Origin of the sequence: Streptomyces sp. NPDC058239, from assembly GCF_042882185.1 — a bacterium.
Taxonomy (GTDB): domain Bacteria; phylum Actinomycetota; class Actinomycetes; order Streptomycetales; family Streptomycetaceae; genus Streptomyces.
The window spans coordinates 1-17,236 of record NZ_JBHVWS010000042.1; the positions used below are offsets into that span (position 1 = coordinate 1).

General features: G+C 69.5%; 12 protein-coding genes and 4 pseudogenes. 6 read left to right on the top strand and 10 right to left on the bottom strand.

Annotated elements, in window-relative coordinates; genetic code table 11:
* Positions 1 to 93: 93 nt before the first annotated feature.
* The 3 genes and pseudogenes from ACFVYE_RS33385 to ACFVYE_RS33395 form a co-directional block, all read left to right on the top strand.
* Positions 94 to 393, top strand: a pseudogene (locus ACFVYE_RS33385) (integrase core domain-containing protein); the annotation flags it as partial.
* A 49-nt stretch (positions 394 to 442) separates the two neighbouring features.
* Positions 443 to 790, top strand: a complete 348-nt coding sequence (locus tag ACFVYE_RS33390; RefSeq protein ID WP_389608045.1) for a hypothetical protein — start codon at positions 443 to 445, stop codon at positions 788 to 790.
* 330 nt (positions 791 to 1,120) lie between these two features.
* Positions 1,121 to 1,912 (top strand): DUF2785 domain-containing protein, encoded by a 792-nt coding sequence (locus tag ACFVYE_RS33395; RefSeq protein ID WP_383966228.1) that lies wholly within the window; start codon positions 1,121 to 1,123, stop codon positions 1,910 to 1,912.
* 252 nt (positions 1,913 to 2,164) lie between these two features.
* Here ACFVYE_RS33395 and ACFVYE_RS33400 read toward each other — a convergent pair.
* Both ACFVYE_RS33400 and ACFVYE_RS33405 read right to left on the bottom strand, forming a co-directional pair.
* Positions 2,165 to 2,410 (bottom strand): annotated as a pseudogene (locus ACFVYE_RS33400) (hypothetical protein); the annotation flags it as partial.
* Positions 2,411 to 3,041: 631 nt separating this feature from the next.
* Positions 3,042 to 3,245, bottom strand: a complete 204-nt coding sequence (locus ACFVYE_RS33405) for a cold-shock protein (RefSeq protein ID WP_010982331.1) — start codon at positions 3,243 to 3,245, stop codon at positions 3,042 to 3,044.
* A 676-nt stretch (positions 3,246 to 3,921) separates the two neighbouring features.
* Here ACFVYE_RS33405 and ACFVYE_RS33410 point away from each other — a divergent pair.
* The 3 genes and pseudogenes from ACFVYE_RS33410 to ACFVYE_RS33420 form a co-directional block, all read left to right on the top strand.
* A pseudogene (locus ACFVYE_RS33410) lies at positions 3,922 to 4,120 on the top strand (SAM-dependent methyltransferase); the annotation flags it as partial.
* A gap of 235 nt (positions 4,121 to 4,355) precedes the next feature.
* Positions 4,356 to 6,344: a tyrosine-type recombinase/integrase gene (locus ACFVYE_RS33415; RefSeq protein ID WP_383966231.1), complete on the top strand. Its 1,989-nt coding sequence runs from the start codon at positions 4,356 to 4,358 to the stop codon at positions 6,342 to 6,344.
* Positions 6,345 to 6,423: 79 nt separating this feature from the next.
* Positions 6,424 to 7,059, top strand: coding sequence for a DUF6000 family protein (locus ACFVYE_RS33420; RefSeq protein WP_383966234.1), 636 nt, complete (start codon positions 6,424 to 6,426; stop codon positions 7,057 to 7,059).
* 706 nt (positions 7,060 to 7,765) lie between these two features.
* Here ACFVYE_RS33420 and ACFVYE_RS33425 read toward each other — a convergent pair.
* The 8 genes and pseudogenes from ACFVYE_RS33425 to ACFVYE_RS33460 all read right to left on the bottom strand — a co-directional run bounded on the left by ACFVYE_RS33425 (position 7,766) and on the right by ACFVYE_RS33460 (position 17,212).
* Entirely contained in the window at positions 7,766 to 8,860 is a 1,095-nt protein-coding gene (locus ACFVYE_RS33425; RefSeq protein WP_389608046.1) for an NUDIX domain-containing protein, read from the bottom strand.
* A gap of 60 nt (positions 8,861 to 8,920) precedes the next feature.
* A pseudogene (locus ACFVYE_RS33430) lies at positions 8,921 to 9,728 on the bottom strand (PIG-L deacetylase family protein).
* A complete protein-coding gene (gene fxlM, locus ACFVYE_RS33435) occupies positions 9,721 to 12,036 on the bottom strand; it encodes a methyltransferase, FxLD system (protein ID WP_383966242.1) in 2,316 nt (771 codons plus the stop codon). The pseudogene ACFVYE_RS33430 and the gene fxlM overlap by 8 nt, the downstream one beginning before the upstream one ends.
* A gap of 35 nt (positions 12,037 to 12,071) precedes the next feature.
* On the bottom strand, positions 12,072 to 12,722 hold the full coding sequence (locus ACFVYE_RS33440; RefSeq protein WP_389608047.1) for a M15 family metallopeptidase: 651 nt from the start codon (positions 12,720 to 12,722) through the stop codon (positions 12,072 to 12,074).
* Positions 12,719 to 13,762 (bottom strand): GNAT family N-acetyltransferase, encoded by a 1,044-nt coding sequence (locus ACFVYE_RS33445; protein ID WP_389608048.1) that lies wholly within the window; start codon positions 13,760 to 13,762, stop codon positions 12,719 to 12,721. Before ACFVYE_RS33445 ends, ACFVYE_RS33440 begins: the two co-directional genes overlap by 4 nt.
* The gene (locus ACFVYE_RS33450; protein ID WP_389608049.1) at positions 13,759 to 15,189 is read right to left on the bottom strand and encodes a phosphotransferase; all 1,431 of its coding nucleotides are present in this window, start codon (positions 15,187 to 15,189) and stop codon (positions 13,759 to 13,761) included. Before ACFVYE_RS33450 ends, ACFVYE_RS33445 begins: the two co-directional genes overlap by 4 nt.
* Positions 15,186 to 16,043, bottom strand: a complete 858-nt coding sequence (locus ACFVYE_RS33455) for a class I SAM-dependent methyltransferase (RefSeq protein WP_383966254.1) — start codon at positions 16,041 to 16,043, stop codon at positions 15,186 to 15,188. Before ACFVYE_RS33455 ends, ACFVYE_RS33450 begins: the two co-directional genes overlap by 4 nt.
* On the bottom strand, positions 16,040 to 17,212 hold the full coding sequence (locus ACFVYE_RS33460) for a protein-L-isoaspartate O-methyltransferase (RefSeq protein ID WP_383966274.1): 1,173 nt from the start codon (positions 17,210 to 17,212) through the stop codon (positions 16,040 to 16,042). Before ACFVYE_RS33460 ends, ACFVYE_RS33455 begins: the two co-directional genes overlap by 4 nt.
* Between the last annotated feature and the right edge of the window lie 24 nt (positions 17,213 to 17,236).

Below are 17,236 nucleotides of genomic sequence, written 5' to 3' on the forward strand. Positions count from 1 at the left end.
AGACGCTCGGTTGGAAGACGCCCGCCGAGGCGTTCAACGAGCAGCTACAGTTGCTTCAACAAGCTGGTGTTGCAACGACCGGTTGAATCCGGCCAGTACACGAGTCGGGCCTTCGCCGACGCCTGCCGCCTCACCGGTGTCCGCCAGAGTATGAGCGCGGTCGGCAGCAGCGCGGACAACGCCGCCGCGGAATCGTTCAACGCCAGCTTCAAAAGGGAGACGCTGAAAGGACGAAAGGGCTGGTCAAACGAGGATGAAGCCCGACTCGACGCCTTCCGCCGGCTCCATCGACACAACACCCGACGCCGACACTCCCGCCTCGGCCAGCGATCCCCGCTCGCCTACGAGAACGCCTTCCACGCAACATCAACTACCCCGACCCGAGCCGCATAGACGTGTTCAAACTCCGGGGTCAAGGCCCCTTGCCGCACTCGGTGTTGTGTTGGCCGGTACCACGGCCGGGGTCGCATACGTAGTGGCCGACGACGTGAAGGCCCCGTACGCGCAGGCGGCAGCAACGGTCCAGAGCAATGGAACCATCCATAACGCCAAAGGGATCGAGTCCGTCAAGCGCATCAACCCCGGCGAATACTGCATCAACTTCGCCGACGCCGACCTGAAGGTGTCAAAGTCCATCCTCCAGGCCACCGCGAACTCGACCAATCGAATCATTCAGGTCACCTGGGGCAGCGGGCACGGGTGTGGAAGTGCCCAGAACACCGCCAAGGTCAACACGACCAACGAGAACGGCACCAAGGCAGATTCCTGGTTCACGATCTCCGTCCACTAACGGGCAGAGAATCACCGCCCCGGCGCAGACCCGAGAAGGCTGCGCCGGGGCGACCTGGTGCCAGGCTTGGACCTCAGTCGGTCGCGGTCTTCAGCCGGTGGCACCCGTGGCATAACGCGTCCGCCGTGTCCGCGTGCCGGACCGGGGCGATCTGCCGGGTCTGCGTTGTCCTGGCGGCCGACCTCATGAACGACCCGGCCAGCCTTTCGAGGGCGGCCCGTTCCTTGTCGCCAGAACTACGTGGTCCAGCACGGAAGTTGCCAGGTCAAAGCGGATGCCCGGACATAATTCGCAGGCGTACGACGAAAACGAGAACCTATTCTGCCCGTCATGACCGACTGGAAGAGTGTCGAGGCCGCCGACTGCGCGGTGCCCTACGACCGCCCCATGGACGACCTCGTCCGGGAATTGTCTCGTGCGCTGGCAGATCCCGATCCGCTGGTCCGGGACGGCGCGCCCTACGCCGTCCTCGCTACTTGGATCGCCCGCGGCACGATCGAGAAGTCACGGCGGCTGGAACTGGGGGACCAGATGGCCGCCCGTTTCAACGACCCGCGGGTCGAGGCCCGCACCTTCGCGCCCCTCGTGCTCGACATGCTGGTGACCGCGGGGGACTTCAAAGCCAACTGGGTCGACGCGTTCGAGCGCTGGTACCCGGCCGAGCGGGATCTGCGCGGTCACGACGAGACCCTCGGCTGGCTTCACGCGGTGGCGCACGGCGCGGACCTGCTCGCCGCCTTCGGCTGCCACCTCGAGGTGGCGCCGGTGCGGATGCTGAACCTCGCCACTGCGAGGCTGACGGCGCACACCAACCACGTCTACGACCAACTGGAGGACGACCGCCTGGCCCGGGCGATCGCCCGCGTCCTCACCCGCACCGACCTGAGCGAACGCGACGCCGTCGGCTGGCTCGATCCAATCGCCGACCGCTTTGGAGCCGACCGCATCAGCACCCCGGTGCCCGCCCACATCAGCAACTGCCTGCGCACCCTGCGCCTGCTCTACATTCTCGCCGACCGGGGCGTGCGCCCTACCAGCGAACTGCCCGCGGTACCCCTCCACCACCGCGACGCGATCAAGTCCGGCGTTGCCACCGTCCTCGACCGAATCGTCAAACGCTGACCAGGGACGACGGGGCCCGACCTGGTCGCGCACACCGGCCGCCCCTCAAGGAGAGCGGCGGGGCCCGGGGCCGTACAACCGCTGACGATCACGCAAGGTAACCAGTCGGCCGGGCGCCTCTGAGGACTGGCGACAGTTGAGTACGAGCCCGCCAGCCGACCCCGTCTTGCCGCCGAGGCGGTCGGGAAGACAGATGAAAGTGCTCTGCCGTGCCGGGGTGGTGGTTTCCGGACCAGGAGTCCGTGGCCTGGGCTATCGGGTGCTGAAGCGGCGGTAGAGGTTGCGGGCTACGTACACCCCGGGGCCGCCGTAGCCGATGATGTCGACGCGTCCGTCACCGGTGATGTCGGCGACGAAGCGGGGGTGGTGGCGGGCCCGCCAGGTGCCGGCGTCGTCGTTGTACCCGAATCCGCGGCATACCAGCTGGGCTTGCTCGAACCGGCCGTCGCCGCGGCTGTGCGACACCCAGACTCCCTCGTCGCCGAAGCCGGTCACCTCTCCGGCCTCCTCGTAGCCCCCACAACAGCGGCCGGTGCGCTGGCCCACTTCGCTGGCGCAGCTCTGGCCGCCCTGCGCGGTGGACATTCCCACTTGCTTTTGGTACTGGCTCTCCTGGCCGCGCTGGCGGCCTTCATCGCACTCGGGAGCACTCCGCACCGGTCAGGCGTACCCAACCCGACAACCTTGATTCCGACAAGTGACTTGCCTAATGAACGCCCGGCAAGGACCAATTTCTGGGCCCGTCGGTGTCCTGGTCCAGCACCAGAAGCCTGCCGTGCTCCATGACGATGCCGGTCACGCGTGTATCCATCCACCGACGATATCGGCCACGGACCCGGCCTGAGGCGGACACCGATGAACCGCCCGAGACCTTCTACAGGGGCTCCAGTAGTGAGGACGAGCAGCTTCGCAAGCCCCGGGAAGCCAGCGGTCGTCTGCGGCAGCGTGCGGCCCGTCAACTGCTGGATCAGCAAGTGCTCGCGCGAGCAGGGGCGTCGGATCACCCGCTCCAGCGGGATGCACCTCCAGGCCGCTGTCGGCATTCAGTACCGGACGGCGGCCAGCTCCAGAACGCACGGAACCCGCCCAGCGATTGTCGCGGGGCGGGTTTCGTGTAGGTGCAAGCTGCTCAGGCGGGGGTGATGTTCTCCGCCTGGGGGCCCTTCTGGCCTTGGGTGACGTCGAAGTTCACCTTCTGGCCTTCCTGGAGCTCACGAAAGCCCGAGCTGGCGATGTTGGAGTAGTGGGCGAAGACATCGGGGCCGCCGCCGTCCTGCTCGATGAAGCCGAAGCCCTTTTCCGAGTTGAACCACTTGACGGTTCCGCTGGCCATTTTGCCCTCCAAGGGGGGACTGGAAGTCGGCTCCCACATCGTGCGGGAGCCGGAGGTGATCGCCTTGGTCCTCAGAGACTCTGAACAGCAGAAACGCCCGTGGGAACGCTCACGGGCGACCAGTGCTTCGGAACCATGACAGCTGACGCTGACGGTACACCGGCAGTTCCGCCTTCATGGCGCGAACGCTCAAGTGAGGAGAATCTCAAGCCGTCACATCCCAGGCCCCGGTGCCTCGCCGCATGGGATGGCCAGCAGCGCGTCGGCCGGTTCGACCCGACCAGCCAGGTCTGCTCGGAGTGTGGCCAAGGACGTCTCTAAGCCCCCGGCAGATCCGGGAATGGTCGTGCGCCGCCTGCAGATGCGGTGCACGGCCGGGGCCACAATGCCGCGACGAACGTGACAACGGCCGCCGGACTGGCGGTCACAGCCTGTTGAGCGCAGGTCAGACCAGGAAACATCCTGGCACAACGCGACGAAGCAGGAAGCGAAGTCAAGAAGTCGTCGACTCCCACCTGATCACCTCTCAGATCCTCTCGCTGATGGGAGCAGGTCCGGAGCCGATCAGTCATGCCCGCGCACTGGCAGCACTCGTGCCCCAGAGAGCGGTAGTGCTGTGACCGGAAACGATCAACGAGGTGGGCGGTCAGCGGGGCAGAGGGGCGATGATGTGGGGATGACTGCCGGCTCACGCGCCCATTCGTTCAACGCGGCCGCTTACCCGTACGCGGCTAGCCGGCCTTCGTATCCTCCCGAGCTCTTCGATTTCATCGAACAGTTCACGAGCCGTCCCCTGGCGGGTGCCCGCGTCGCCGATGTTGACGCGGGTACCGGAATCGCCACCGCTCTGCTGCGTGAACGCGGAGCTCGCGTGGCCTCTGCGGACACAAGGCACACCCATGCCACGCGGATGTTCGAGGGCGGGATGCGGGAGCTGACCTTGATGACCCGTCTGGGCCATGCGACTCCGGACTCCATGAAGGTCTACACCCGCGTCAGCGACCCGGACGTCATCAAGGACTACCGCCAGGCGATCGGGGAACAGACGCCGTGAGCCAGAACCCGGCCTCATCGCCGGCCCCCGATCCCCAGACCCCGTGCCACTGCCCCATGCCGGAGTACACGGCCTTCATCACCCGGCTGGACGTCAGCGCCGAGTGGCGCACCAAGCACGCCGCCTACCACTGGCGCTTCGTGCGCACCTATCCCGAGCTGACCGCCTGGTTCGCCCTGCCGCTGCGGCAACGCCTGGGCTGGCACACCGGAGAAGAACAGAGCCAGCGCAGCGGCCCCACGGACGGCTTCGACCCGAGTGCCGGATGGACCAACTTCAACGCCCGGCACTACTTGATCTACCTGGCGCTGACCGGACGGCTGCGCCTGGACTGGGGATGGCTGCTGGGTATCGGCGTGCTCAAACCGTTCCTCATCGCCGACCAGCTGGGGCTGCCGCTGCGCCATCAGGTTGACGCGATGCGAGAGTGCTTGATCTCCCTCGGGCACGCCCGTCGGGAGGAGAGTTTCCGCCTGCCCTGGGCCCTGATCCGGCTCGTCCTGCACCGCGCCGACCCGGATCTCGGCGCGATCACCGCCGACGACGTGGAGGAGATGCGCCGGGCCATCAGAAATCTCGACCAGATCCCCGGCATCGACCAGGTCATCGCCCCCGAGCGCCTGTCCACCATCATGAGAGCCTGGGGAACCAGCGCCTTCCGCGCCGGCATGGCACTGTTCCACGCCGGCGTCATCGACATCCGCCCGCCCCGGCAGGAGGTCGTCCCGCCGCCCTCGCTGAGCGGCAAGCCGCGCATCAACGCCGTCATGGAACGCTTTCTCGCCGAACGCGCCCTGGTCCTGCGGCCGGAGTCCATGAGCAGTACCCGCGGCGGACTGCGGCGCTTCGGGCTCTGGCTGGACACCGAGCGTCCCCACATCGACAGCCTCGACCAGCTGCACCGCGCCGACCTGGTCGCCTTCATGGAGTCGGTCAACCGTCTGCGGAAGATCAAGCATCCTGACGAGCCGCTGAGCCCGGCCTACCGCGCGGGGATCATCTCGACCGTCGCCGTGTTCTTCCGCCATGCCGCCCTCGCCGAGTGGCATGACGTCCCGACCCGCCCGCTGATCACCCACGCGGACATGCCGCGCCGCATCGAGAAGGTCCCGCGCTTCATCCCGGAGCATCAGCTCGAACCCGTGATGGAGCAGGTCCGGGCGCTTCAATGCCCGCTGCAGCGGTGCGCGTTGCTCGTCGCGCGCTGGAGCGGCGCCCGCCGCACCGAGATCCGCAAGCTCCACCTGGACTGCCTGGACGCCTACCCGGACGGCACCCCGCGCCTGCGGCTGGCGGCCGGCAAGGATCTCAAAGAGCGCACCGTCCCCCTGCACGAGGAGGCGGCTGAGGCCATTCGCGCTCTCGTCGCCCTGCGCGAGCCTCAGCCCGACCGGGGCATCCACGATCCCGACCTGGGAAGGCCGGTGCGCTACCTGTTGCTGCGCAACGGCGGACTCGCCCACCCCGACTACCTGTTCGCCAACACACTCGGCGAGATCTGCCAGCAGCTGGCGATCCTCAACGGGGAAGGGAAACCGGCGATCCATCCGCACCGCTTCCGGCACACCCTGGGCACCCAGCTCGCCGAGAAGGGCGCCCGCATGCAGACCATCATGAAGGTCCTCGGACACAAGAGCCCGGGCATGTCGATGACCTACACGCACATCTCGGACCCCACCGTTCTGGCCGACTACCAGGCCGTCCTGCAACCCGGCGCCGTCATCGCCGGCCCCGCTCGCCGACACCCTGCGCGCCGGACGTCTCGACCAGGACGCCCTGGACTGGCTCAAGACCAACTTCTACAAGACCGAGCTGGAACTCGGCCGCTGCCTGCGCCTGCCCCAAGAGGGCCCCTGCGAGTGCGACCTCTACCTGACCTGCGCGAAATTCATCACCACACCCGAGTACGCCCCAAGGTTGCGCGAACGTCTTTGCACCGAACGGGAATTGATCGTGGACGCCGAGGCCCGCGGCTGGGCACGCGAGATCGAACGACACCGGCGGATCGCCGACCGCATCTCCAGACTTCTCGACGACCTCGGTGAGCCCTCGGGTGGTGCCTACGAGAATCCGTGACCTGGTAACCCACTGGACCGGCCCGTCCACCACAGCCAGGATGCGTCCATGCCCTTCCCTGAGCCGATGCCCGACCCCGGAACCGACACCCTCCGCCGCTACGTGATGGCCACTCCGAGCCCCAAGACCGGCCGCTACCTGGACCTGCTCCACGGCAACTTCGTCAGGCTGCCCGCCGAGGAACGCACACACTTCCTCCAGACCCTCGGCCTCGACTCGCGGAGTGTCACTGACGCCGAACTCGAATTCATGCTCCAGCCCAACTGGCGCTCCCGCATAACCGCGGCATGGATGATCGGGCTGGACCGCCGCGAGCAGTTCCGCGAGCGCATTGGTGGCCTCCTGCTCACCAGCGAACTCACCTACGCAGGCCAGGGCTACTGCATCGCACTCGCCCTGCTCGGCACTACTGAGGACGCGGCCTTGCTTGCCACCTACCTGGACCACTACCTCCGACGGCCCGAGTGCCGATTCGACCAGGAATGGGCGCTGGGCGCGCTCCTGTACCTCGACGGAGCCCTCGGCACCACGCACGCCGCTGGGTTCCTGGGACCGGACGGACTCTGGAGCCAATGGGCCAACGACCGAAACACGCCCCCTGAAAAGTTGAGGCAGTACATCGGTGAAATGTGCGCCCTCGCCGACGAGCACGCGCAGCACGATGCCCCTCCCGGGCACCCCTGACCGAGCGCACTCGATCGGGCGAAATTGCCCGTCTTCTGAGGAGAAACTGTCCAGATAAGTGTTGGAGACCGGCTGGCGTAATTACGGTGCCCTGACGCTTTACCGGCAGGCCGGCTATGGCTCTCGGCCTTCCTACGTGCCAGGACGAGATCTTTCGGTGAGCCGCGCCATGGGCAAACGGCTCGACGTTCCCGACCAGGCGAGCGCCCGCTCCCTTCAACGCTGAGCACCGCCCCCTTCCTGGGCGGTGCAGCAAGTGTTCTGCAGGCGGGCGCTGTGAATCGGATCGCCCTTGCGGCCGGCAGCGACCGGGTCCTCAGACCACTCCTCGTCGGTGATAACACGGTTGTACGCGGGGGCGACGAACAGGTTCTCCCACTGCGGCCGAGGCTCCAACGCTGCCACCCCTGCGGTTCGGTACCTGGGCACGCTGGCTGGCCTGACGCTCGCGCATGGATCTCTCCATCACTCGCTTTCACACTTCACAGCGCTGGCGAGGTGCCCGGTGGCGCATGCCCCGAGGGCGGACACACGGACGTCGGACATGCGACATCACGTCTCGTGGTCACATGTTTCTATGGCAGCGGTCTTCCCTGATGGCCGTGCTTCCCGTTCCGCTTTGCTCAAGGGTCGGATCGTCTGTCGGCGCGCGTCGCTCACTGTCGAGAGACTCCTTGAGACGGTGGGCCGGGGACGGGACAGACGGCTACCAGGCGGTGGGGCCGGTAAGTTCGGTGACGGATTGGCGGGCGGCCCGGGGGAGGCCGAGCTTCTGGCGGGCCTGGTGGACGGCGGCGAGCTGGTCGGCGGCCGCCGGTCCCCAGTCGAAGAGTTCCGTGCTCTGTTCGGGGGAGACCAGGACGCGGGTGTAGGTGTGGCCGGTGGCCGGATCGGGCCGTGCGGGACCGACGCCGGTGAGTGCTGCGGCGTAGCGCAGGTATCCGAGCCGCCCCGTGGGATCGGTGACGTGTCCCAGGAGCAGCGGGCTCCCAAACCGGGCTGCTGCCTCCTCGTCGGCTTCGCGACGCAGAGTGGATACGGGGTCACCCTGGTCGTGCCTTTCGGGTGTGCCGCCGGGCAGGATGGCGACTCCTGTGTGGGGTTCGAGGAGGACGAGGACGCGCCCGTCCGGCGCGAACAGCCACGCCCACGCCTGAGTGACGGTGAGCTCTTGCGGGGCCGGGCCGTGGTGCCAGGGGTAGCGGTAGGCGGGGCGGGCGGTCTGCAGGACGCCAAGGCGGTCGAAAACGGTGGGAGCGATCGGGAGACCGTTTTCCAGGAGTACCGTGCCGGCCGCGTTGATCCGGGCCCGCAGCGCGGACAGGGCGCGTCGGGCGTCGGTCGGGGAGAGCAGGTCGGGCAGCCGTGCGGGTTCGACGAACTCGATCCCGGTGATCTCCCTCGGCGGCAGACGGATTTCGCCGATCCGGTCGTCGTCCCAGGCGCCGCCGTCGAAGACGTGCAGAATCTCGCCGGGAAACCGCATAGCGGCGGGCGCGCCGACGCTGTCGGCGGAGACCCAGTCGACGGCCAGGCACCGGTCGACGGCGGCGGTGACCCCGAGCTCCTCCACCAGCTCACGGGCGGCGGCGTGAGCGGGGGACTCGCCCTTGTCGACGGCGCCGCCCGCCAAGAGGCACGTGTCGCGATAGTCGACGTGCTGGACCAGGACCTGCCCGAGCTGGTTGGTGATCAGCACGGACGTGCCGACCCACAGTGCGGCCGAGGCACGCAGGGCGCCGTACGCCTCGTCGGTCATTGCGGTGCCGGGCAGCTCGCCGGGAACGGATGTGGTCGTCATGGCTCTCCGAGTCAGAAGGGGCCGGTCGGGCCCAGGGAAGAGTGAGGCGGTTGACCGCCGTCAGGCAGTGAGCCGATGGGGAGCGCCGGGGAGGGGCCCGGTCGTGAGCCGGGTGAAGAATTCGGTCGCGATGATCTTTCGCCGGGTCTCTTCAGGCAGGCGGGCGAGGATCCCGGGCAGCGGCCGTTCACGGGCGACCTCCCTGCGGTGCGCGAGGATCGCCGACCATTTCTGCTCCAGCCAGGGGGTGACGTCGACGGCCGTGGTGGCGTACGTGTCCGGGACCGCGAGCACGGGTTTGCCGACGGCCTTCAGCAGCGGCCCGAGATCGCCGACGCCGGACTCGGGGTGCGTGGCGCAGTACACGGCGCGCGGTTGCCAGGGCTCCCCGGCTTCGGGGTGCAGGTGCGCGAGCCCCGCGTCCTGAACGGCGAGGAGAGCGGCCTGGTGGGTGCGGCGATGGTCTGGGTGACCGGTCAGCTGGCCCAGGGCGTCATGCGTCACCACAACGTCGGGGCGGAACGAGCGGATCTGGTGGACCAGGGCGGCGATCACCTCGTCCAGCGGTGCGTCGACGAGCCGGGAACGGCCGGGGGCCGCCTGCAGGTTGCGGGCGTCGCCATACCCGAGCATGCGAGGCGCGCCCGCGCCGAGTGCGCGCAACGCGTCCGCGAGTTCGGCGGCCCGCGGGCTCTCAAGCGCCCATGTCATGGTGACGACAGCGGTGCGCGCGCGAGGCGGCATGCTGGGCGAGTACGCCACCGGCGAGGAGACTCTCGTCGTCGGGATGGGCGAACACACCGAGCAGGGACGACGTATCAGAGGACGTCACGGGCTTCGCGGGGATCAGCTTGTCGGAGTCAGGCACGCTGTCCGCCCGCCGCCAGGAGGTTCTGCGCGCCGACGGGGGTTCGGCCCGGCCACGGGAAAACGAGCCTTGCGCTGGGCTTGTCGAGCACATCGCCGGGCGGCAGCCGGTCGTCGGGGGTTCCGGCCGGGTGGACGGTCATCGGCGGATAGCCGCTCTCGCGCACCTCGCGGTCCCAGACGCGGACGCACTCGGCGAAGTGCTCCGCCAGGTCTTCAGCAGCTGGGCCGTAGGCGTGGATGAAGAACTCCGTGAGGCGATCGGCCGGCTCCGGGGCGTCCTTGACCTGCCTGTAGGTCAGGTAGGCGAGGGAGCCGTTCGCCAGGATCGCTGCCGCGTCCTGCTGCGCCATGAGCGTGGATCCCTTCGGCGTAGTCAGCCGGCAGAATCCCGGCAACGTGGTGGCGGCGTAGACCTGCAAGGTCTCGAAGTTGAAGGTGCCCCGGACAACGAGGCCGGTGGAGAGTTCGTGCCGGGGCCCGTGCAGAGCCTGGTCGAGACCGGCGGTGTCGCCGGGTGTCCCGTCCTCCCACCGCACCGTGACTTCGCCGTCGGCCAGCCACACGGCTGGGGTGGTGCGAGCGGCGGCACCGCGGTCCCGCACGAAACCGCAGTATGTCCAGTGCTCGCAGTGCAACACGTTGCCGCGCCGTACCAGGGTGAGGGAGCGGGTGTAGCCGCCCATCTCCAGCGGCACGACCAGCCGGGCACCCTCGGCGAGTTGTTCCCGCCATGCCGGGGCGATGTCGGCCGCGTTATGCGTGATCATCACACCGTCGAACCCGTCGGCCGGGACATGGCCGGGCGCGCCGAGTCCGCCGTCGCCGAGGACGGTGATGACTCGGCCGCTGCCGGCTTCCGCGCACAGCCGCCGGGTGCGGTGCACCACGTACGGGTCGACGTCCACGGTCACCACCCGGCCGCGCTCGCCGACAATGTGCGCGAGCAGCTCCGCGTTGTATCCGCCCGACCCGACTTCCAGCACGGTCATCCCCGGCTCCAGCCGGAGTTGCTCGGACATGTCGGCCTGCAGCCAGGCGGCCGATACGGAGCTGAGCGCGGTCTCGGGCGAATCCCGGACGGTCACCACGGCGAGGTCGTCGTGATATGCATCCTCCAGCGGGGCCTCGGGGACGAAGCGGTGCCGTGGGACCTCGCCCAGCGCGGCCCGGACTCGCACGGAGGGAGCCCAGCCCTTGTCGATCACGGATTCCGTCATCTGCTCGCGCAACCGTGCGGCCTCCGCCGGCTCACCGGGCACCGGCGGGACAGCGGTGTCGCACCCGTAGGAGTGGACAGGCGGCAGCCCGGGCAGCACCCCGGGCCACACCGCGGTCAGGGCCTGAGCGCTGGGCGCGAAGATTCTCCCGAGAGTGGCCAGGGTGTGCAGGTCGTGCCACTCCCAGCGCAGGAAACGGTGCGGCTCGGGCAGACCCAGTTCACCGCCCCAACGGGTCACGCGTACCACGGGGGTGACACGGCGCACGTCCAGGCGGTCGTCGTGGAGCACGGTGACGACATGAGCGTCCGCCGCGTCCGCCGTCAGTCCGCTCTCCTCCTCCAGTTCCCGCACGGCAGCGGCCGAGGCGGCTTCACCTGTCTCGATCCGGCCCCCGGGCAGCTCCCACATGCCCCGGGTTGAGCGGCCCAGCAGGACCCGCCCGAACGCGTCGGTGACCACCACCGCGGCGCCGAGGATCGCCTGCGGGTCGGGCCGCAGCTTCTCTTCCGCGCTGAACGAGCCACCCGGCCCGCGCAGAACCAGCACCGCCAGGCCCTCCGCGTCGAAGCGCTCGACGCTGTCGAACCCATCGGTGAGCGTGGTGAGTTCGTCCTCGTCCAACGCGATGTGGCGCCGCTCCTGGTGAGTGTGCTCCGCGACCGGCGTGATGACGACGAGCGCTCCGCCTGTGCGTAGCCGCGCGGCCAGACGGCGCAGCACCCGGGCGCGATCGCGGATGAAGGCGACGGAGAGGCGCAGGGTGATCAGGTCGTAGCCGTCGTCGGCAAGGTCGGCCAGGTCGTCGTGCTCGATGTCCAGGCACAGCCAGCGCGTCCCCTCTAGTCCGGGGTGCTCCTGGAGGGCCCTCTCGAGGGCGCCTTCGGCGAAGTCGGCGGCGTCGACGGTGTACCCGAGTGAGGCGAGGTATGCGGCCATCTCGCCCGTGCCGCAGCAGGCGTCGAGCGCGCGGCCGCCCTCGGGAGCGGGGGCGTGCTCGACGAGCAGGCCCCTCTCCTCGTCCCCGAGCCGCCGGAAGCCGCGCCCGTTGCTGAAGTGCTCGGACCAGTCGGCCCGGGTGTATCCCACAGATCGCTCCTTGCTCATGAAAAGGGGGTTCGGCGTTACGGCAGTTCGACGGGGCCGTAGAGGGCGGCCGGCTGCTTGGTCTGCAGCGCCCAGTACCTGTCGCCGAAGCTCCAGTGCCAAAACTCGGTCGGGTAGTTGATGAGCCCGGCCGCGGACAGCACGGCTTTGAGGGTGGCCCGGTTCGTTTGGGCCCGGGTGCTGAGACCAGGGGCATCGGTGTAGCAGGCGCCGCCGCTTTCCTCGGGATTGGCGTTGACGCGTGTGCCCATGTCCAGCTCGCGGCCTTGGTGGTCGACGAGTGTCACGTCGACGGCCGCGCCGGCCGAGTGCGGTGCGATGTCCGGAGGTGAGACGAAGCGGCTGGCGGCTTCGCGGAGCTCGGCGGCCTGCCAGTCAGGGTGGGTACGGGCCAGCTCGTCGGAGTACTTCTCGAAGTAGCGCCGCTGCAGGGCCGGCGGCCGGTAGCCCTCCACGAACAACAGGAGCACGCCGGTGGGGAGGTGCGACTGCGCGTGCAGCAGCCGGGTGAGGACCTCCAGCCGGACGTGGGCGTAGGCCCCGGTCGCGTCTTGCCTGCGGACATCGACCTTCAGGCCGTGCTCGCGGACGTCGACGAGGTTCTCGCCGCTGTCCTGAAGAGGGATCGCGGCCACCCTCGGATCGGACATCAACACGATGCTGCTCATTTGTTTCCCCAGTCCCAGGTGCCGAAGTACGCGGCCTCGCCGGTGCGGCGGGCCGATTCCACCGCGCTCAGGCGCGCGAAGTCGCGAGGCGGCATCAGTGCCTTCCACTCAGCCAGGGGCAGGACACGGACCTCGTCGTGCTCCTGCGGGCTCAAGGCGATGCCGCGGATCTGTTCCGCGGTGAGCCGGCCGCCGTCGAAGACGCAGCCGATCGTGCTGTAGGGCCACTTGGCACCCGGCAGTCCGAACACGGTGGCCAGGAGCCGGGGCGGCCCGGGCGGCGTCAGGCTGGTCTCCTCCCGGCATTCCCGCACGGCTGTCTCCCAGGGCCGCTCACCCAGGTCCATCGTTCCGCCCACCAGCTGCCACGGGTGAGCGGGCGAGTAAACGGAGTGCAGCTGGATGGGCCGGTCGTCCTCGTCGGTGAAGTACATGCAGGCGAACGCCGTGGTCTTCGGCACCGTGGCGGCGTACAGCTCGGGCGGCATCCAGGCAGAGGTGCTTCCCGGTGTGCTCGCAGCAGCCGGTTCGTTGAGACGTGTCATCCGCATCAGGGCCGGACTGCCCGCGAACCCGAGCTCGCGGTAGAGCGGGGCTGCCTCCACGCTGGAGTGGAGCTCGAACAGCGTGACCTCCTCAACGTGCGCGAGGTGGTCCAGGAGCGCGGAGACCACGGCCCGGGCGTAGCTGCGGCGCCGGACGTCCGGTCGCGTGGCGACGACGTGCACGCGGGCGGCCAGCCCCCGGGGGTAGGCAGGGGCCGGGAGCACGGGGTGGATCAGACCGAGGGCGCAGGCAGCGAGCGCGCCGTCCGAGGTATCGATGACGAAGGCCCGCGCGTCCCCCGACTCGGTCAGTCGCGGCGCCAGCTCGTCAGTGCACCGCCGAATCCATTCCTCGCTCAGGGGCGTGGACAGGACGTACTCGGAGCGCATCCGGACGATGCCCTCGGCGTCGGCGGGCATGGCCGCACGGACTGGCGGGTGGCCGGCGTCAGACGACGGCCTCACTGCGGGGGCCGATGCCGTGTCGCGGTTCATGAGCGCTCTCCCGTAGGTGAGTTGAGGGTGCTGTGCCCGGTGCGCAACCGTGCCAGAGTCCGTCGGCCCCGCTCGACGAGTTCCGGATCACCGTGGGCGACGCCGAACGCGATCCCGCTGACCGAATCGAGAGCCATGTCGATGACCAGCCGTGCCTCCTCGGCCCCGGTCAGGGGCCGGCCGTACCCGGTCAGGAACGCCTGGAAGAGCTCGGGGCGGCCCGCCCAGGCGTCGGACATGCGGACCAGATCCCGTACGGCCGGGCCGGGCTCGCTGCGCTCGAGGTCGATCACCCCAAGGAAGCCGTCGTCATCCTCGGCGGTGTCGGCGTCATCGGTGTGGAGGATGTTGCGCAGCTGGAAATCGCCGTGGGTCTCCACCCACTCCAGCGGCGGCAGAGTCTCCGCCTGCCGGACAAGGCCGCGGACGAACTCGGCATCTCCCGGCTTCAGGTGCGGTCCCGCTGCGGCCAGGTGCCGTTCGGCTTTGTCGACAGCCGGGCCGCTGTCGACGGGGGCGCGGCGCGGGGGAGAGGCGTGGTGGATCCGGCGGGCCAGCGCGCCGATCCTCCGGAAGACTGCCTTCTCCTGCCGCGGGGACAGGACGACGCCGTGCAGAGGGCGGCCCGGCATCGCCGTGAGTACCACCGCCCTGAGTTTCTCGTCGACGGCCACCAGCCGGGGTGCAGCCGCGCCCAGTAGCGGAGCCCATGTGCGTAGCGCGGTCACCTCCCTCTGGTGGAAGCGCTCGTTCTGGTGGAGCTTGACGAACCACACCCCTCCCTCGGCGCCGCGCGCCCGCCACACCTGGCTGCCCTCTCGCGCCCAGGAGACGTCCGTCCAGCCGGTGATGCGTCCGACGGCCTGTTCGGTGAACTCCCGCAGCCGCGGGCCCGGTCCGGACGTCCCGACCGCAGGGACGGGACGGCACCGGTCGAAGGGCGGGTCGTAGGCGATCGGGTCCCCGGGCTCCTGGAAGTGCACGGCCATCATCTGGCCGGACCGGTAGGTGTCCAGGCCGGCCCGGCAGTACGCGACCATCGGCTCCGGCAGGGCGTCGAGCGGAAACCAGCCCATCGCGTCGCACACGGCTGGCTCCCGGATGTAGGGGGCGTCCTGCCAGGTGCGCGCCTCGAAGAACATTCCGGTCCTGGCCTTGCCGCCAGGGCTGCGGTGGTGCACGGCGACCGCGAAGCGGACCTCCGCCGCGTCGATGCTCACGCCGGCCTCTTCCGCCGCCTCGCGGATCAGCGCGTCGACGACGTCCTCATGCGGTCCGTCGAGGTGTCCGGAGACCAGATGCCACAGGCCCGAGGCGTAGACGTCACCGGCCCGGCGGGACAGCAGGACCTCCGCGCCCGCCTCTCCGTCGCGGCGCAGGATCAGGTGGACGTCGATTGGCTCCCGGTGGCGCTGCTGCCCGCTCACGATGAGCTCCCGGGTCGGCGGGCCAGCAGCACGGTGAACACCGATTCTTCCCGTAGCACCCCGTCCTTGGCGTGCACGTCGAGCAGTTGGCGGGCTTCGGCCTCGAACGCCTCGTGTCGGTCCGCGAAGAGATTGGGCTGTGCGAAGGAGGTGCTGCGGAGGTAGCCGACGACCGTCTCGGGTGTCCACGCGCGGGCCACGGGGAAACGGTGCTCGCGCAACTCGCTGAACGGCGAGGCGGCCAGGTCGTCTTCGTAGGAGCGGCCGGGCGTGGTGTAGGTTCCGCGTGTGCCGGCACGACGCCCCGGCCCGAGGTAGGTCTGGATCAGCTTGCGCAACGCGCTGGTCCACTCGGCGTCGTGGGTCCAGAGGCTTTCGTCACCCATGATCGCCACGGTGGCGTGCGGCGCGGCCACCCGGTCCGCGATCTTCAGGACGGCGGCGCGGTCCATCCAGTGGAACGCCCGGCAGCAGGTGATCAGATCAGGGCCCCGGCCGGGCACTTGCGGGGTGAAGGTGTGGGCCTCACCGGCGTACGCGGATACCGTGCACGCTCCGAGGGCGGCTTTCAGCTCCGCCATCGCCTGGGTGAGCATCCCCTGATTGACGTCCACCAGATCGACGTGCGCCAGCCGCGGCACGACGGACAGCAGTGCGCAAGGTACCTGAGCGGTCCCGGTCCCCAGGTCCAGCAGCACCGAGGCCGGCACGCCGTGCAGGGTCGCGGCAAGCAGGCGAACGGCAGCGTCCGGCACTCCCGGCCGGTAGCGGGCGTACTCGGCAGCCGTCGTGCCGAAGAGCGCCTCCTCGGAGGCGGTGGAGTCGGCGGCTGGTCTGCCGGGACAGGTGGTCACTGTGCGTCTCCAGAGGTGCGAGGGAGGTCGGGAAGAGGCCAGGTGAGGGTGGTGCAGCTGGTCGTCGCCCGCTGGGCGCCGTCGGCGTCGATCTGCAGGCGGTAGGTATGAGGGGAGCCGGCCGCACGCCATCGGTCTGCGACGTCGTGGATCTCCGCCCAGATGTCGCGCGGCCCGTCGACGGTGACTTCCCAGCGGCGGTGCCCGACCGGGCGTGCCCGCATCCAGGAGCCGCACCCCGGTGCGCCGATCGTCAGTTCGTCCGCGCCGAAGTGGCGGACGAGACCAGGGTGGAGGTGGTCCAGGGCCAGCCACATGCCGCGCTCGGTGTCTGCCGGGGGCACGAGGCGGCTGCGCTGGGTCCAGCGACCTCCGTGGGTGACGACCCGTTGGCGGAAGTCGGCGGACAGGAAGAGCCGGTCGAAGCCCACACCGCCGCGATGCCCGAACTCCACCGCGCGGAGCTCCGCAACCGCTTCTCCCGTGGCGGTCTTGGTGATCACGGCGAGACCCGGCCAGGACGGCGAAGAGGTGCCCACCGTCATCAGGGCGCGACCGCCCGGCGCGAGCTGAGCCACCAGGGCCGGCGGGATGCGGGGCACGGCGAAGGACACGAAGATCCTGTCGAATGGCGCCCCGTCCGGCCAGCCGGCCATCCCGTCCCCGGTCACCACGGCGGGCCGATACCCGAGCTCGGCCAGGCGTGCTCGCGCGGCCGCGCCGACATGGCGGTCGACGTCGAGCGTGACGACCCCGCCGTCCCCGCAGACGAAACACATCACGCCAGCGGTGACCGCCGCGCCGGTCCCGACATCCAGAACTCGCTGACCCCGTCGCAGTTCCAGCAAGTCCAACAAGCCCGCGGTCATGCCTATCGTGCTCGACATCGCAGTCATGGAACCCCCGCGCCGAGGGCCGGGGCCCCGGCCGAGTAGCGGCTCACCCGCGTGCTGGACCGACACGCTGTCGCCGCTGTGCAGGACGCGCAGCAACTCCTCCCGGTCATCCAGCCGGGCCCAGTCCAGCAGGTCCCACCGCGGCGGCTTCTCATCCGGCGCGCTGCGCCGCACGTACGCCTGCGGCATCAGGACCTCGCGCGGCAGGGCAAGCAGGGCCTCGCGTACCGAGCCGGCAGCTAGATCGCCGGCCTCCTCCAGGCGGGCGACCATCGCTTCCCGGACCGCGGCAGCACC

Excerpts from the sequence above, each read along its gene's own strand:
- ACFVYE_RS33395 (WP_383966228.1), top strand. The coding sequence starts at position 1,121 with ATGACCGACTGGAAGAGTGTCGAGGCCGCCGACTGCGCGGTGCCCTAC.
- ACFVYE_RS33405 (WP_010982331.1), bottom strand. The coding sequence starts at position 3,245 with ATGGCCAGCGGAACCGTCAAGTGGTTCAACTCGGAAAAGGGCTTCGGC.
- ACFVYE_RS33415 (WP_383966231.1), top strand. The coding sequence starts at position 4,356 with ATGCCGGAGTACACGGCCTTCATCACCCGGCTGGACGTCAGCGCCGAG.
- ACFVYE_RS33420 (WP_383966234.1), top strand. The coding sequence starts at position 6,424 with ATGCCCTTCCCTGAGCCGATGCCCGACCCCGGAACCGACACCCTCCGC.
- ACFVYE_RS33425 (WP_389608046.1), bottom strand. The coding sequence starts at position 8,860 with ATGACGACCACATCCGTTCCCGGCGAGCTGCCCGGCACCGCAATGACC.
- ACFVYE_RS33440 (WP_389608047.1), bottom strand. The coding sequence starts at position 12,722 with ATGAGCAGCATCGTGTTGATGTCCGATCCGAGGGTGGCCGCGATCCCT.
- ACFVYE_RS33445 (WP_389608048.1), bottom strand. The coding sequence starts at position 13,762 with ATGAACCGCGACACGGCATCGGCCCCCGCAGTGAGGCCGTCGTCTGAC.
- ACFVYE_RS33460 (WP_383966274.1), bottom strand. The coding sequence starts at position 17,212 with ATGGTCGCCCGCCTGGAGGAGGCCGGCGATCTAGCTGCCGGCTCGGTA.